The sequence below is a fragment of the Halioglobus sp. D3-4 genome (assembly GCF_055809315.1).
This window is the reverse complement of record NZ_CM147907.1, coordinates 3815548-3832440: the sequence shown is the minus strand read 5'-3', so window position 1 is coordinate 3832440 and position 16893 is coordinate 3815548. Positions and strand designations below refer to the sequence as shown.

Annotated in this window: 13 protein-coding genes; 7 read left to right on the top strand and 6 right to left on the bottom strand. The window is 52.0% G+C overall.

Going from position 1 to position 16893, the window contains the following annotated elements:
* Nucleotides 1-39 precede the first annotated feature (39 nt).
* Both AC0L6S_RS16805 and AC0L6S_RS16800 read left to right on the top strand, forming a co-directional pair.
* On the top strand, nucleotides 40-1545 hold the full coding sequence (locus AC0L6S_RS16805) for a DNA recombination protein RmuC (protein WP_473425259.1): 1506 nt from the start codon (nucleotides 40-42) through the stop codon (nucleotides 1543-1545).
* 10 nt (nucleotides 1546-1555) lie between these two features.
* Nucleotides 1556-2683 (top strand): acyltransferase family protein, encoded by a 1128-nt coding sequence (locus AC0L6S_RS16800; protein WP_473425258.1) that lies wholly within the window; start codon nucleotides 1556-1558, stop codon nucleotides 2681-2683.
* A gap of 74 nt (nucleotides 2684-2757) precedes the next feature.
* Here AC0L6S_RS16800 and gyrB read toward each other — a convergent pair whose 3' ends face one another.
* The 4 genes from gyrB to dnaA all read right to left on the bottom strand — a co-directional run bounded on the left by gyrB (nucleotide 2758) and on the right by dnaA (nucleotide 9057).
* On the bottom strand, nucleotides 2758-5166 hold the full coding sequence (gene gyrB / locus AC0L6S_RS16795; protein WP_473425257.1) for a DNA topoisomerase (ATP-hydrolyzing) subunit B: 2409 nt from the start codon (nucleotides 5164-5166) through the stop codon (nucleotides 2758-2760).
* 44 nt (nucleotides 5167-5210) lie between these two features.
* Complete coding sequence (gene recF, locus AC0L6S_RS16790; RefSeq protein WP_473428634.1) at nucleotides 5211-6335, bottom strand: DNA replication/repair protein RecF; 1125 nt, start codon at nucleotides 6333-6335, stop codon at nucleotides 5211-5213.
* A gap of 97 nt (nucleotides 6336-6432) precedes the next feature.
* Nucleotides 6433-7545 carry a DNA polymerase III subunit beta gene (dnaN, locus tag AC0L6S_RS16785; protein WP_473425256.1) on the bottom strand — a complete coding sequence of 371 codons (1113 nt, stop codon included), beginning with the start codon at nucleotides 7543-7545 and terminating at the stop codon, nucleotides 6433-6435.
* 51 nt (nucleotides 7546-7596) lie between these two features.
* The gene (gene dnaA, locus AC0L6S_RS16780) at nucleotides 7597-9057 is read right to left on the bottom strand and encodes a chromosomal replication initiator protein DnaA (protein ID WP_473425255.1); all 1461 of its coding nucleotides are present in this window, start codon (nucleotides 9055-9057) and stop codon (nucleotides 7597-7599) included.
* Nucleotides 9058-9590: 533 nt separating this feature from the next.
* Between dnaA and rpmH the strand changes: the two genes are divergently transcribed.
* The 5 genes from rpmH (at nucleotide 9591) to mnmE (ending at nucleotide 13514) form a co-directional block, all read left to right on the top strand.
* The gene (rpmH, locus tag AC0L6S_RS16775) at nucleotides 9591-9725 is read left to right on the top strand and encodes a 50S ribosomal protein L34 (protein ID WP_473425254.1); all 135 of its coding nucleotides are present in this window, start codon (nucleotides 9591-9593) and stop codon (nucleotides 9723-9725) included.
* Nucleotides 9726-9734: 9 nt separating this feature from the next.
* Nucleotides 9735-10133 (top strand): ribonuclease P protein component, encoded by a 399-nt coding sequence (gene rnpA / locus AC0L6S_RS16770; RefSeq protein WP_473425253.1) that lies wholly within the window; start codon nucleotides 9735-9737, stop codon nucleotides 10131-10133.
* Nucleotides 10133-10360, top strand: coding sequence for a membrane protein insertion efficiency factor YidD (gene yidD / locus AC0L6S_RS16765; protein WP_473425252.1), 228 nt, complete (start codon nucleotides 10133-10135; stop codon nucleotides 10358-10360). The genes rnpA and yidD overlap by 1 nt, the downstream gene beginning before the upstream one ends.
* Nucleotides 10361-10379: 19 nt before the next feature.
* A complete protein-coding gene (gene yidC, locus AC0L6S_RS16760; RefSeq protein ID WP_473425251.1) occupies nucleotides 10380-12083 on the top strand; it encodes a membrane protein insertase YidC in 1704 nt (567 codons plus the stop codon).
* 66 nt (nucleotides 12084-12149) lie between these two features.
* A complete protein-coding gene (gene mnmE / locus AC0L6S_RS16755; RefSeq protein WP_473425250.1) occupies nucleotides 12150-13514 on the top strand; it encodes a tRNA uridine-5-carboxymethylaminomethyl(34) synthesis GTPase MnmE in 1365 nt (454 codons plus the stop codon).
* An 842-nt stretch (nucleotides 13515-14356) separates the two neighbouring features.
* Here the strand turns inward: mnmE and AC0L6S_RS16750 are convergent.
* Nucleotides 14357-14818, bottom strand: a complete 462-nt coding sequence (locus AC0L6S_RS16750; protein ID WP_473425249.1) for a nuclear transport factor 2 family protein — start codon at nucleotides 14816-14818, stop codon at nucleotides 14357-14359.
* A 68-nt stretch (nucleotides 14819-14886) separates the two neighbouring features.
* Nucleotides 14887-16875, bottom strand: a complete 1989-nt coding sequence (locus AC0L6S_RS16745; protein WP_473425248.1) for a sodium-translocating pyrophosphatase — start codon at nucleotides 16873-16875, stop codon at nucleotides 14887-14889.
* Nucleotides 16876-16893: the final 18 nt, after the last annotated feature.

The window sequence follows — 16893 nt, the reverse complement described above, 5'->3', positions numbered from 1 at the left end:
TATTGATTTATACTGGTGGCCAGTGAGAAGGGATGCCCGATGACGCTAACCGACGACCATCTGATCATAATCGCCGCCGCACTGGCAGCAACGCTGGTGACCGCCCTGGCACTGAGTCTCTGGGCAGGCCTGAACAGCCGCCGTGCGCTGGCCACGACACGCGACGAATTGCGCGCGAGGGAGCTGGCCTTATCGGAAGCGCTCGCGGAACACCGCGGCCTGTCTGTGGCACTCGATCAGGGTCAGCAGCAATTGCAGGCCAATGAGCGCGAGCTGGCAAACCTGAAATCCGAGCTGGCATCTGCTCAGCAGAAACTGACCAGCGCACTGCAGGAACACGCCCGGCTGCAGACACAGCATCGCGAACGAGAAGACAGGCATCAGGAACAGGTCCGGCTGTTGAACGAGACCCGCGACAACCTCAAGAAGGAATTCGAGAACCTGGCGAACCGTATCTTCGAAGACAAGGGGAAGCGTTTTACCTCCACCAGCCAGGCATCACTGGAAGCCATGCTGAAACCGTTTCGGGAACAAATCACCGGCTTTCAAACGCGAATTAATGAAGTCCACTCCGAATCCCTGCGCGGCAATACCGCGCTGGAAAAGGAAATACAAAAAGTACTGGAAGTCGGCCTGGAGATGAATAGCCAGGCCAGTAATCTGAGTGTGGCCCTCAAGGGCGACAAAAAAACCGCCGGCAATTGGGGCGAGGCGCAGTTACAGCGGACACTGGAGCTGGCCGGGCTGCAGTCAGGCGATCACTATGAGCCGCAGGCCGCGTTCCGGGACGACGCTGGAAAACGCAAGCTGCCAGACTTCATTGTGAAGCTGCCGGACAGTAAGCACATCGTTATCGACAGCAAGGTGTCGCTGGTCGATTACGACAGGGCCATCGCCGCACAAACGGATGAAGCCTGTACTGAAGCACTCAATGCGCACGCACGCGCGGTGCGCAATCATATCGACGATCTCGCTTCAAAGGACTATGCCAATCTACCCGAGTTGGGCAGCCCTGACTTTGTGTTGATGTTTATGCCTGTTGAGCCGGCCTATATCGAGGCGATGAAACACAACAAGGAGCTGTTCAATTACGGCTATTCCAAGGGTGTCATCATGGTGTCTCACACGACCCTGATGCCCATACTGCGCACCGTTGCCAATCTGTGGATGATTGAACAGGGCAACCGTGAGGCGCGGGAGATCAGTAGCAGGGCAGGGGATATTTACAACCAGGTGTGCCTGATTGCGGAGCGCCTCGCAAAACTGGGCAACACACTGCGCGCCGCCAACAATCATTACAATGAAACCGTGACAGCGCTCGCGGGCAAGCAGGGTCTGCACGGTAAGGTCGAGCGGTTTGCGCGTTTATCAGCCAAGGCCAATAAGTCGATGACTGCGCTGGAACCCATCCACGATGATGTTGACAGCGACCGTCTTGATTCCGTGGGCAGTTCAGTAGAGCAGGATCCCGAGTTGGCGCGGCTGGAAGAGGGCGCGGCGATACCCATCGATAGCGAATCACACGATGCCAACACGAGTGTTTAGAGGCTGACCAGTGATACTGCTACTGGATCTGGCGCGCGGACTGGCCTGTCTGTGGGTATTCTTTTTCCACGTACAGAGTCTGTTTGAGGAATCGTCTCCGGCGATTACCAGTATCGCCTCTTTCGGTCATCTTGGTGTCCCGATGTTTTTCGTGATCTCGGGGTATGTCATCACCTTTGCCGCAGAGTCCAGCCGCTCGGTCGGGAAGGCACCGCTGATTTTTTTGAAAAACCGATTCAGGCGAATCTATCTCACTTACTGGGCCTCGCTGCTGGTTGTACTGCTGCTACCCTACGGGCTGGAACTGCTGAGCAGCCTGAAGTCTGGCCACTATTCTTTTCCGGACAACTTGCTGGCCCGTTATAGCATCGGAGAGTGGGTGAATGTGCTGCTGCTTACCAAGGTGTTCTGGGCGCATTCGAATGATCTGGCAAGTGAGTTTGCCGCGATAAACTCCGTCTACTGGACGTTGGCGATAGAGTTTCAGTTTTATCTCGTGGTGTTTATCGCGCTATGTACAGGGAGGTATTACCGTGTGGTCATCGCACTGGTTACGCTGGCATCACTATTACTAATCCTCACACCAAACACCTTGAATTACGGTTTATTTCTGCATTACTGGCCAGCGTTTTCAGTGGGGATAGCGCTTGCCTATCTGCACAAAAATGGCATTGAACTACACATCAATTCCCTGCGCACTGTCGTCGTGCTAATTGTGCTGACTGCAGTGACACTGGCTTACGCGATGTACTTACACCCCATCCAGATAAGAACACAATTCCTCGGGTTCGCACTGATTTTTGGAACATTGCTCTGGTTGTATTCCGATCTGGAGCGGGTGTTACTGCACCTGAAACAACGCAACCATTGGCTGGTGTATGTTCTGCTGGAGCCCTGGCTGGTGCTGGGTGCGATGTCGTATTCGGTCTACCTGCTGCACCTGAAGCTGCTCTCGCTCCCTTTTATGTTTGCCACCCAGCTATTCAGTACAGACAGCGTTGTCCTTGGGCTCGTAACGATAGTGAGCACACTGGTGCTGACCTACCCGTTTTATTATTTGGTAGAGCGGCGTTTCCTAAGCAAACGCTATAAGGCTTTTCAGCGAGAGGCCATGGGCATACCAGTCAGTCAGCGCTGAGGCGTGCAGACTTGGAGTGCGTACGCGGGGTCATAGCCCCGCTCGACCAAAAACACGCGGGCCAGACCTCTCACTCAAACATCGAGGTTGGCAACCGACAGTGCGTTCTCTTCGATAAACTCGCGGCGCGGTTCGACGTGATCGCCCATCAGCGTGGTGAATATCTGGTCGGCCGCGATTGCATCCTCGATGGTCACTTTCAGCATACGACGCACTTCCGGGTCCATCGTGGTTTCCCACAGCTGCTCCGGGTTCATTTCACCGAGACCCTTGTAGCGCTGGATGTTGTAGCCTTTGCGCGCTTCCGTCATCAGCCAGTCCAGCCCTTCCGCGAAGCTGCGGGTCTGCAGGGTTTTTTCGCCGCGCTGGAAGTAGCCGTCTTCTTCGATCAGCGTGTTTAGCGTTTCCCCCAGCGCAATAAGGCTGCGGTATTCACCGGAGGAGAAAAACTCGTGGTGGTACTCCGTCTCGGATTCTACGCCGTGCGCCAGCAGTTTAACCACCGGGAAGTACAACTGGCGTTCCTGGTCTTTGCGGGCAACGACTGTGTGCACACTGCCTTTTGCAGCAACGGACTCAAGACGTTCACTGAGTTGTTCACAGAATGCCAGTACCTTTTGCTCATCCCGCATGTCATCCAGCGACAGGGATGCGCCATACACCATCTGCCACAGTACATTTTCAGCATACAGGCGGCTCAGTCGGCTGATCGTCGCTTCCACTGTGCGGTATTGCTTAACCAGATCCTCCAACGCACCACCGGAAATCGCAGGTGCATCAGGGTTAACAAAAACTGACGCGTTCTCCAGCGCCGATTGTGTCAGGTACTGGTCGAGTGCATCATCATCTTTCAGATACTGGTGTTGCTTACCCTTGGCAATCTTATACAGCGGCGGCTGGGCAATGAAGATATGTCCGCGCTCAACCAACTCCCGCATCTGCCGGAAAAAGAAGGTCAGCAATAGAGTTCTAATATGGGACCCATCAACATCCGCGTCAGTCATAATGATAATACTGTGGTAGCGCAGCTTATCCGGGTTGAACTCTTCCTTGCCGATACCGCACCCCAGTGCGGTCACAATGGTGCCAACCTCTGCTGAGCCCAGCATTTTGTCGAAACGTGCCTTCTCGACATTGAGAATTTTACCCTTAAGCGGAAGAATGGCTTGGTACTTACGGTTACGGCCCTGTTTCGCGGAGCCGCCGGCGGAATCACCCTCCACCAGATATATCTCTGACAAGGCCGGGTCTTTCTCCTGACAGTCTGCGAGCTTGCCCGGCAGGCCGGCGATATCCAGTGCACCTTTACGCCGAGTCATATCCCGCGCTTTGCGCGCGGCCTCTCTCGCCCGCGCCGCGTCCAGCATTTTTCCGACTACGGACTTGGCCTCTGTCGGATTCTCCATCAGATAGTCGTTAAACTGGGCGTTCATTGACTGTTCCACAGCGGTTTTCACCTCTGAGGAAACCAGCTTGTCCTTTGTCTGTGATGAAAACTTCGGATCCGGCACTTTCACTGAGATAATCGCCGTCAGGCCTTCCCGCGCATCGTCACCGGTTGTGTTGACCTTTGCTTTTTTCGCCAGGCCCTCCTTTTCTATATAGGTGTTCAGGCTGCGGGTAAGAGCCGTTCTGAAGCCCACCAGATGGGTACCGCCGTCGCGCTGTGGGATATTGTTGGTGTAGCAGAGCACGTTTTCCTGAAAGGTATCGTTCCATTGCAGCGCCACCTCGACACCGATGCCATCGGCGGTATCGAGTTGAAAGTGAAATGGCTTGTTTATGGTGGATTTGTTCAGGTTCAGATAATCGACGAACGCTTTCAGTCCGCCTTCATACTGGTAGGTTTCCTCTTTTGCGCTGCGCTCATCCTTCAGATTAATACACACACCCGAGTTCAGGAAAGCCAGTTCGCGCAATCGCTTGGCGAGTTGTTCGAAGTGAAACTCAATATTGGTGAACGTTTCCACCGACGGCTTGAAACGCACAGTGGTACCAGACGTCTCCGTGTCGCCGATTTCTGCCAGAGGTGCATCGGGCACGCCGTGTCGGTATGTCTGTTCAAACATCCTCCCCTGACGACGAATTGTCAGTACCAGATGCTCTGACAACGCATTCACCACCGATACGCCAACGCCGTGGAGGCCACCGGATACTTTGTAGCTATTGTCATCAAACTTACCGCCGGCATGGAGCACTGTCATAATGACCTGGGCCGCCGAAACACCCTCTTCATGCATCTCTGTCGGAATACCCCTGCCATCATCGCTGACGGAGACTGATTCATCCGGATGAATGACAATATTGATCTTGGAACAGTGGCCAGCGAGCGCTTCATCAATAGAGTTGTCTACCAGCTCAAAGACCATGTGGTGCAGGCCAGAGCCGTCATCTGTATCCCCAATGTACATCCCGGGGCGTTTGCGGACGGCATCCAGCCCTTTCAGCACCTTAATGCTGGATGAATCGTATTCATTGCTCATAGACACTCACTCTCTATATGGCTTGCTGTCAATTCAAAATTTCTTCACACGTCACTCGCGGCATGACGCGACACATTGCCATGTTCCACGTGGAACATTGTCATTTCACTTGTTTTCGGCCACACGGACCGTATCTCCTCCTGGTCAATGCACGTGACAAATACTTGCACGTCCATGGACTCCAAAAACTCACATACCAGCACACTGTGCTGATGATCCAGCTCAGAAGGCAAATCATCGATCAAATAGGTACACTTGCCACGTTTGCCCAATTGCCCCATCAACTGACCCTGAGCCAGTTTCAAGCCACAAACCACCAGCTTCTGCTGTCCACGGGACAGAGTGTCGGCAGCCAGATGCCCACCCGACATTACCCGTATATCTGCTCGCTGCGGGCCAGAGTGGGTATACCCTTGTTCCGTATCCGCGGCATAACCTTGCTCCAGTGCTTCCGAATAGCTCAGATCCCGATCCCAACCCTGTTTGTACCGCAATTCGAGATTTTCCAGAGAAGGAGCCAGTCTTGCCATAATTTCCCGAAAGCGTGGCGACAAGATGCCGAAGTAGTCTTTTCTATAATTGCTGATAGCTTCACCAGTCTGCGACAGATCGCGTGTCCAGACGGCCAACTCCCGGTCGGAGATTTTACCACGACGCAGCAAATTATTTCGTTGTTTTAAGCACCTTTGAAAACGTTGCCACTGACCGAAAAAGCGTTGTTCCACGTGGAACACTCCCCAATCCAGGTACTGTCTCCTACCTCCTGGCGGACCGGTCAGTAGCCCAAAACTCTCTGCGGTCATAACCTGTAAGGGAAGTTGCGCAGCAAGCTCAGCGACCGTTCGGACCGACTTGCCACCGATTCTAATTTGCGCTTCTCCACTGCGATTTCTCTGCACCCCCATCGGCAGACCGGTGCTCGTTACGAATCCATCAGCGCCCAGCCTGGAGGTAATGCCATAGACTGTGCAGCTTGGCAGGCTGTGTGTGATCAGGCTTTTGACGCTTGCGCCGCGAAACGAGCGCGCCATACCCAGCAGATGTATTGACTCCAGCACGCTGGTTTTTCCGCTGCCGTTCGCGCCAAAAAACACGTTTACCTTCTGTAAGCCCTGTAATCTGACCTGCTGCAGATTTCTTACATGACTAATTTGTAACTGGGTAAGCACCTCTAGCGCTCGGCGATCATGGCGCAACGCCGGGCTTCGCCAGGCCGGCTGTAATACATACCCGCTGCTCGGCTACGTTTAATGGGTGCCTTCAGCCTTACAGGCGCATAGGCATAACAACGTAGAGAGAGTCGTCCGCTTCTGACTCCTCCAGCAGAGCACTGCTGTTGGGATCTGCCAGTGAAAGCTTGACCTGATCGCCACTGAGCACACCTAAAACGTCGAGTAAATAGCTTACATTGAACCCGATCTCGAGGGGATCTCCCGCAAAATCAACAGAAACCGTCTCTTCCGCCTCCTCCTGTTCCGGGTTGTTGGCGACAATATCCAGTGTGTCCCGGGTGAGCTTCAAACGCACACCACGATACTTTTCATTGGATAGAATCGCGGTGCGGGTAAAGGCCTGGCGCAGCTCCTGACGCGAGCCCATCAGTATCTTGTCAGGAGACCGCGGTAAAACGCGCTGATAATCGGGGAACTTGCCGTCAACTAGCTTTGAAGTAAATGTGAAGTTGGCTGTCACCGCTCGTATGTGGTTGCTGCCGATAACAATGGCAATTTCTTCGTCTTCGTCCATCAACAGGCGACCAAGCTCCAATACGCCCTTTCGCGGAAGTATCACTTGCGTGGGACCGTCACCGTTAACTTTGACAATCTCGGGCAGCGTACACATCGCCAATCGATGCCCGTCAGTTGCCACTACGCGCAACTGCTGTTTGTCATCGATCTCCCACAGCATACCATTCAGGTAATAGCGTACATCCTGTTGCGCCATGGCAAAACCGGTTCGATCTATCAGTCGAGCCAACTGCCCCTGTTTCAGCGTAAACTGGTGGGTGCCGATGCTGTCCTCAACATTCGGAAATTCCCTGGCTGGCAGAGTAGAGAGTGTGAAACGGCTGCGCCCGGATTTCACTGATACTTTATTGTCTTTTGCTGTTATATCGATATCGCTGCCCTCGGGCAGTGATTTACAAATATCCAGCAGCTTGCGCGCCGGGACGGTAATTTCACCGGACTCTCCGGCAGCCGCCAGTTGCAGTCGGCCGACCAGTTCCACCTCTAAATCCGTACCGGTCAGGGAGAGAACGTCATCCTCCAGAACAAGTAGCACATTTGCGAGAATTGGTAAGGTTTGGCGGCGTTCAACCACGCCCGCCACGAGATTTAAGGATTTAACCAAGCTATCCCGTGAAATACTGAACTTCATAGACGTGTTTTCCCTTCACATACGCTAGTGCTGTAAACCAATGTTTAGACTTCAAGTAGTCAGTGTTCTGAGCAGGTTTTTGTAGTCTTCCCTAATATCAGAGTTTGTTTCCCGAAGTTCCTTGATTTTACGACATGCGTGCAGAACTGTCGTGTGATCTCTGCCTCCAAAACTATCCCCGATCTCCGGCAGGCTATGGTTGGTCAGTTCCTTTGATAAAGCCATGGCCATCTGACGTGGCCTGGCCACCGAACGGCTACGCCGACGTGACATCATATCTGCTATTTTAATCTTGTAATACTCTGCAGCGGTACGTTGGATATTATCCATGCTGACTTGTCTCGCCTGGAGAGCGAGCAAGTCTTTCAGGCTTTCCTTAATAAGGTCTATATCAATAGAGCGTCCGACAAAGCGCGCACTTGCTATAACTCTTTTGAGTGCTCCTTCCAGTTCTCTGACATTCGAACGAATACGTTGCGCGATGAAAAATGCCGCGTCCGGAGGCAGATCGATATTGGCCTCAGAGGCCTTTTTCATTAGGATGGCTACGCGCGTTTCCAGTTCTGGAGGCTCAACAGCGACTGTAAGGCCCCAACCGAATCGAGATTTAAGCCGCTCCTCCAATCCGTCAATCTCCTTCGGATAGCGATCACAGGTCAGAATCATTTGCTGACCGCCTTCCAGCAGCGCGTTGAACGTATGGAAAAACTCCTCCTGTGACCGGTCTTTCTTGGCGAAAAACTGGATATCGTCAATCAACAGCGCATCTACCGACCGATAATAGCGTTTGAAATCGGTGATTGCGTTCAACTGTAGCGCCTTTACCATATCGGCGACAAAGCGCTCCGAATGCAGGTAAACCACCTTCGCTTCGGGGTTTTGCTGCTTAAGCGCATTACCTACCGCGTGCATTAAATGCGTTTTCCCTAACCCGACACCACCATATAAAAACAACGGGTTGTAAGAGTTTCCGGGGTTCTCTGCAACTTGCTGCGCCGCAGCCAGTGCGAGTTGGTTGGATTTACCTTCTACGAAACTGCCGAAGGTGTAATTCTCGAAAAGATGGTGAGAGTGTTGCAAGGAACCCTCTACCTCTACTTTATGAGGAGAATTGGATAAAGACACAGCCCGCCTTTCGACTGCATCAGGTGTTGCACCGATAATGGCCGCAGGAGGCTTTTGCACCACACTTTGAATCACAGGTATTGACGGCGTTTGTGTGGGCTGTGTGTTTTGCGGGATCTCAAGCTCAGCAGCGCGGGCCTGACTGGCAGCGCCAATCTCCAGCGCGACTTCCAAGCGCGCTTCGGGGCGAAATTCCCTAATCAGTTCGAAAATTCTCTCGGAATACTTTTCGGCCACGAAATCCTTGATGAATCGATTTGGCGCGAAAAGTGTCAGGGAATGATCATTCGCGCTTGCCTGCAGTGGACGAATCCAGGTATTGAACTGCTGCGAGGGCAGCTCATCTCTCAGGCGATTGACGCATTCCTGCCACACGGCTTCAGGCAAAAGTAACCCCTTAAAGCTGGGTAGGGAACCCGGGCTTCTCGTAAACGAATATATGATAATACTTCTTTTATAGCCCGGCCAATGTACCGGGCGAATATGCGCATCATACCGCTGTTTACCCCAGTTATCCACAAATAAAACCTGTGGGATGAAAAATTATTTTATTAGTTATTTCAGTATCTTAACTTCAATATGAGCATTTTATAACCAACACAACAAACAACTCACAGGAATAGTTATTGTTGTGGATAACTTGTTAATATCTTTGTGAGAAGATGTGGGCTGATGCTGTAAAGTCGCGTATTTACTGTATTTATGCCTCACCGTGAAAGGCAAGAAAATGAGACTGTTTTTCTATCCGATAACGACTCCGGGCCGCTGCCAAGCGCACATAGAAAAAGACTCTGATAGACGTTGAATTAGACAGCGCATTTACATAGAATAGCCAACCTTTTTTCGGGCCGGGATGTACCGCGTTGTATTAGTAGCGCACTGGTTAACTCCCGCTCACTCTGATTCCCTGGAACCCAGCTATGAAAAGAACATTTCAACCCAGCGTATTAAAACGCAAGCGTACACACGGTTTTCGTTCACGAATGGCCACAAAAGGTGGACGTGATGTTTTGAACCGCCGTCGGGCCAAAGGTCGCAAGCGTCTGTCTGCCTAGAGTTGCAGATTGGGCGGCCAGGTCACTGACACCAGCTTCAGCAAAGCAAAGCGCTTACTCAACGCCGCCGACTACGGCAGAGTTTTTGAGGCTCCAGACGCGCGAGCCTCACATAAGCACCTATTGCTACTGGCAAGAATCAACACAGGACCCAGGCATCGCCTGGGTTTGGTTATAGCCAAAAAAAATGTTCGATTGGCCGTACAGCGCAATCGAATAAAACGGGTTGCCCGGGAGTTTTTCCGCAATTTACCCGCTGGCGCTCCCCCGATGGATGTAGTGCTGTTAGCCAGACGAGGTATGGGGCAGTTGGATAATGACGAGCTATCCTCTATATTGCTGCAGCAGTGGCAAAAATTGATTCGCCACGTCAATAAAGCCACACAAGATATCAGTCAGGACTCCTAATGCGTCGTCTGTTGATCTTTACTATCTCCTGCTACAAAGCCTGCCTCAGTCCCTTCATGGGGGACAATTGTCGTTTCTACCCCAGTTGTTCCACGTATGCTCAGGAAGCGATAGCAACACACGGTGTACTTAAAGGCAGCTACCTGGCAGTAAAGCGCATATGCCGCTGCCACCCCTGGCACGAGGGTGGTGAAGATCCAGTACCGCCCTGTTCGCACTCTCACTAGTCACAGATACCCACATATTATGGATTTGCAACGCACACTGCTCATTGGCGCCATAGGCGTACTCTCTTTCATGCTTCTCACGGAGTGGGTCGCATTTTCTGATGCCGAAAAAGCCGCCTCTACTGTGCATGAGGCCTCCAGGCTGAATCCGGCTGCAGAGAATGGAACATCAGATTTACCCAATTCCAATCAAAGTACATCTGCGACGACCGCAGACGATATTCCGATAGCGCCGGACGACAACACCACTGCAGTTACCACACCAGCAGCACAGGACAACAACGATACTATCATCCAGATATACACCGACGTTCTGCAAATGGCAGTCGATCTGCAAGGTGGAGATATTATTGAACTGTCTCTGCCAAAGTATCTCGCTGAACTCGATAACCCCAACAAGCCATATGTGCTGCTGGAAGATAACAGCCAACTGGTCTATGTCGCGCAAAGCGGACTGATCGGCAACAACGGTATCGATAGCGACGGTCGCGCGCTATACAGTACATCGGCACCAAGATACACGCTTGAAGATGGCCAGGAACAACTGGTGGTGGATTTGCACTGGCGTGGCGATGACAATGTCAAAGTCACCAAGCGACTGACGCTCACGCGCGGAGACTACCTGGTCAAAGTAGACTTCCTGGTTGAAAATAACAGCAACCAGCGATGGCAGGCCAATTTGTTCGGCCAGATTAAACGAGGCAATGGTCCGCCACCCTCAGCAAGCAGCAATATGATGGGCATGCAACCTTTCCTTGGGGTTGCGGTTACACAACCGGATGACAGGTTCACCAAGTTCACGTTTGAGGATCTTGCGGAGGAGCCATTTAAAGCCCAGTTGCCCGGCGGCTGGATCGCAATGATTCAACATTACTTCCTCAGTGCATGGATACCCAATCCTGATCAAACCTACAACTACAGTGCTCGCGTAACCTCGTCCGGTTTCAATATCGCAGGATTTACCAGCCCTCCACTCGTACTCGATCCGGGTAAATCCGGCATCATCGGCGCAGAATTCTACGCCGGACCAAAAGACCAATATCGGCTCGAAGAAATTTCACCCTACCTTGACCTCAGTGTCGATTACGGCTTCCTGTGGTGGATAGCACAACCGTTATTCTGGCTGCTCACAGAAATTCATGCACTGGTAGGCAACTGGGGTGTCGCTATTATTCTGCTGACAGTACTGATAAAAGCCGCCTTCTTTAAATTATCTGCTGCTTCTTACCGATCCATGGCAAATATGCGCCGCGTTCAACCGAAGCTGGTGGCGCTGCGTGAACAGTATGCGGACGACAAACAAAAACAATCCCAGGCCATGATGGAGTTATACAAAAAAGAGAAGATCAACCCGATGGGTGGTTGCCTTCCTATCCTTGTGCAAATGCCGGTCTTTATCGGTTTGTACTGGATGCTGATGGAAAGCGTTGAATTGCGACAGGCGCCCTTCATTCTGTGGATCAAGGATCTGTCGGTAATGGATCCCTATTTCGTACTGCCGCTGATCATGGGTGCCAGCATGTACTTTATGCAGAAGCTGAACCCTCCACCACCCGATCCAATGCAGGCGAAAATCATGCAGTGGATGCCAGTGATGTTTACATTCTTTTTCCTCTGGTTCCCGGCGGGATTGGTACTGTACTGGGTGGTTAACAACCTGCTGTCCATGGCCCAGCAATATTACATTACCCGGCAAATAGAAAAAGCAGGTGCCAAAGCCTAGTCAGGTGCTGCGAAGCCGTTAGTCACAATACAGGAGACCAGGTAATTCTGGTGTAAAGAGGCCGCTGTGGAGCAGGACACCATTGTTGCGATTGCTACGGCGCCGGGTCCCGGGGGTATTGGGATTATCCGCTTATCTGGTGAACGGGCTCTGCCCATCGCTGAGGCAATCACTGGGAGTACTCTGCAACCACGCCACGCGCATTACCGTTCTTTTTGCGCCAAATCAGGTCACACACTGGATACAGGTATTGCGCTGTATTTTCCAGCACCGAACTCTTTCACGGGTGAAGATATTATAGAACTACAGGCTCATGGCGGCCCGGTAATGCTTGACCTCATTGTTCGCGAAACCTGTGAGCTTGGCGCCCGTCAAGCCGCGCCGGGTGAATTCTCACAGCGTGCTTTCCTCAATAACAAAATTGATCTGGCTCAGGCCGAAGCCATTGCAGACCTGATCAACAGTTCGACCGAAAAAGCTGCGCTGAATGCCAGCCGATCACTGCAGGGCGCGTTTTCCAGCAAGATCAATACACTGGTAACACAAGTGACCGAACTGCGAATCTTCGTCGAAGCGGCTATCGATTTTCCCGAAGAAGAAATCGATTTCCTCAACAACAGTCAGGTGCAATCGCAGCTCGATGCGATTATCCAACAGTTTAACACCGTAGCGGATGAAGCCCGGCAAGGCAGTCTATTGCAGGAAGGTATGAAACTGGTCATTGCCGGAAAACCCAATGCCGGTAAATCCAGTTTACTCAATGCACTCTCCGGGCAGGAAACCGCCATCGTTACCGCAATAGAAGGCACCACGCGTGATGTCCTTAGAGAGCGTATACAAATAGATGGGATGCCACTGCATATTGTTGACACCGCAGGTCTGCGCGACAGTGATGACGAGATAGAACAGGAAGGCATACGCCGCGCCTGGACAGAAATAGAATCCGCCGACCGTATATTGTTGGTCGTGGACAGCAGCGAAAATATCGATGAGGTCTTTGGCACCACAATATTACAACCGCTCGAAAGTCGGCAGACGACACGCGATATCCCGGTTACTATCGCGAGCAACAAATGTGATCTTACCGAGCAACCACCCGCCGTAACACAACATAATGACACGTCCATCATTCATCTGTCAGCGAAGACTGGCGCGGGCCTGGAACTCCTAAAACAACACCTGAAAACATGCATGGGCTATAACGAATCCGCAAACGGAAACTTTAGTGCCAGGCGCAGGCATCTAAATGCTCTCGACCAGGCCAGAACCTTCCTGCTGAACGGCCAATCCCAATTACTGGATTCCGGTGCAGGTGAATTACTCGCAGAGGATTTGCGGCTTTGCCAACAAAGCCTGGGTGAAATTACAGGCATGGTCAGTAGTGATGAATTATTGGGAGCAATTTTTTCCAGCTTCTGTATTGGGAAATGATTTATACACAGAGTTATGTCACTGGATGCGAACACTTTTTCAACAGGCTATACAGCACCTTTTATTCATCGACAAAATATGCAGAGAATATACACAGCTAAACACGATTCGCTGCGGTTAAATTTCCCCCCTGTGTACAAAACCTTTGCATGACCTGTATGACGCGCGCATAGATTCATCTGTTATTCACAGTGCATTCAAAGGGCAGAAATATATCCACACAGAAAGCCATTCGATACACGCCTTAACCACGGCTTCCACCCACCTGTTACAGTCTCTTTCCTATGACTTTTCATCACAATAAACTGCTGATTCCATTCAATAAAATCGGCTTCTCCACAAGAAACAGCGTCCCTAATAATAATTACTACAATAAACCTAAGATATATCTATATATAAATAACTAAATATATATTTGATAAGAGAGGTTCGGGGCGACCACCACCACTGCTCTCCCAAAAGCGAGACAACAAATTATTCAATCGCAGTATTACTGTTCCATTTGCCGGGCGAAGAGATCAATGTGAGCTGTGAAACATTAGACTGAATAAATATTGATGGGCCGTCCGCGGGAGTTGTTTAGAGATCAGGTCTCACACGGCTCTCAAACAGCCGCAGAGAACGTTTGGCAGACTTCAGGACAACTCCCCTGCTACCGATACCAAATGCAGTGAGCCCTTCTCCTCGACGGTTTGAACGGCTTGTTACGAGGTCAGCACCCTCCACTTGCCTTTACACTTGAATTCATCGATGCTTAAGACAATAGGTTCGCATATTCACGTCGGGTGGATTCCGCGCACTGTGGTGCACATCCCATAGAAAAGCGATGAACGCTTTGCCGATTAGTCTTTCGCTGCCTCCAGCTTTTTCCTGGCCTCGATCCAGGCACCGATAGTGACACCCATATTGTGTGGGTTGTAAGCATCCTCTTCGTACTTGAACAGGCCATTTCCCGCGTAGTGCAAAATGGTGATATTGGGTTCCTGGTAGATCTTGCCGTCACCCAGGTCTGCCATGCGGTTCATCACCTCGCAGATTATCCAACCCTTCTCCTCATCAATGGAATACCAGGTAATCGGAAACGCAGTCATCTCGCTGGCGGGCCATTCATTCATGGTTTTGGTGATCCAGTTCAGAATGGTTTCACGCCCCCAGAAGCGGCCATAGTGGTGTTCAAAATAGCTGGCGTCTTCGGTGAAACAGTTTGCCCAATCCGACCAGTTCCTGGTCCTAGCACCGGTGAGTGCCGCCGCCTGATATTTGTCGAATGCCTTCTCCAGTTCCTTGCGCTTCCAACGAGCCATCGTTTGTGTCCTGTTCTGATTATTGTTGTGTGAGTCCGAAAACCCAGTGAGATATCAGTGAAATCCAGCTATAGCAACGGTGCTATCACCAGACTGACGATCGCCATTACGTTGATCAGGATATTCATGGATGGACCGGATGTGTCTTTGAAGGGATCACCCACAGTATCCCCGACGACGACGGCCGCGTGTGTATCAGAGCCCTTGCCGCCGAGGTTTCCTTTTTCGACATATTTTTTCGCGTTGTCCCAGGCACCACCGGCGTTGGCCATCATCAATGCCATTAGTACACAGGCAAGCAGGGCGCCGCCGAGCATACCACCCAGAGACGTAGCACCGAGCCCAAAACCCACGACAACCGGAGCAGCGACAGCGATCACTCCGGGCAATATCATTTTGCGCAGTGCCGCAGTAGTTGCAATATCGACACACTTCGCTGTGTCGGGTTTTGCGGTACCTTGAAGCAATCCGGGGATTTCCCGGAACTGGCGGCGGATCTCATTGATCATATCGAATGCTGCCTCACCTACCGCTGTCATGGTAATGGCCGCGATCAGAAACGGGATGGTGCCGCCGATAAACATACCCACCAGAACCATGGGATCTGTAAGTTCCAGATGGAAGCCCTGATTATGCGACTCCACAGTCTCGACAAACGCTGCGATGATTGCCAGCGCTGCCAACGCAGCAGCGCCGATCGCAAACCCTTTGCCAATGGCCGCTGTGGTGTTGCCTACCTCGTCGAGGCCATCGGTAATCTTGCGGGTGTCCTCACCCATGCCGGCCATTTCAGCGATACCGCCCGCGTTGTCAGCGACGGGCCCGTAAGCATCAATTGCCATGGTGATACCCACGGTAGCCAGCATGCCGACAGCGGCAATTCCCACGCCGTATAAACCCGACAGTCCTGTCGAGATGAAAATGATAGCCGCGATACACAGAATCGGTAATACAACAGACTGCATACCTACCGCGAGACCGGTGATCATTACGGTAGCCGCGCCGGTCTCTCCGGATTTGGCTATTTTTCGAACGGGTGCTCCCCCAGTGTAGTATTCTGTGATCAAGCCTATTGCAACACCGCCCACGGCGCCGCTGATAACGGACCACCAGATATTGCTATCCAGATCCATTGCGGCGATCAGGAACCAGGCCGCGATCGCGAAAATGACTGGCGCGAGCATGGTGCCAGTACGCAGTGCGACTTCAGGTTCGGAACCAGATCTGGCGCGCACAATAGCGATACCACAGACCGATGCGAGCAAGCCGATACTGGCCAGCGATAGCGGCAGGAACATCATCGCAGCACGGGTGTCGAGAGCAGAAGTTGCAGCGATCGCAATACAGGCAATCATCGAGCCGCAATAGGACTCGAAAATATCTGACCCCATGCCGGCGATATCGCCTACGTTGTCGCCGACATTGTCGGCGATGACACCGGGGTTGCGCGGGTCATCCTCGGGAATGCCGGCTTCAATTTTACCGACCAGATCAGCACCGACATCGGCACTCTTGGTGAAAATACCACCGCCGACCCGAGAGAACAGCGCTACCACCGATGCCCCCATACCAAAACCGTGAATGGCATGCATGGTGTCCGCATCGCCGCTGAAGTACCAGTATACGCCACCGAGCCCGACCAGACCCAGCGCAGCGACGCACAAGCCCATAATCGAACCACCGTAAAAGGCGATTGACAGCGCCATTCCCTGACCGTGTGTGTGTGCGGCGACCGCCGTGCGGACATTGGCTTTAGTTGCAGCAAACATACCCAGATAACCCGCAGTAGCGGAGGATAATGCTCCAGCGAGAAAGGCAATGGCGGTGTTGATTCCCAGTGGAGACACAAAAATAGCCACCAGAATGACCAGTGCAAACAACGACAGCATGGAATATTCGCGACGCATAAATACCATTGCGCCAAGATGGATCTGATCGCCGATGTCTTTTACAAGACCATCGCCGTGATTGTGGCGTACCATAATGTGATAGATGATGAAGGCGATGATGAGGCCGACAAGGCCAATCGTAGGGGGAAGAGCAAAGAATTCGGACATATTCTGACTCCCTTACTT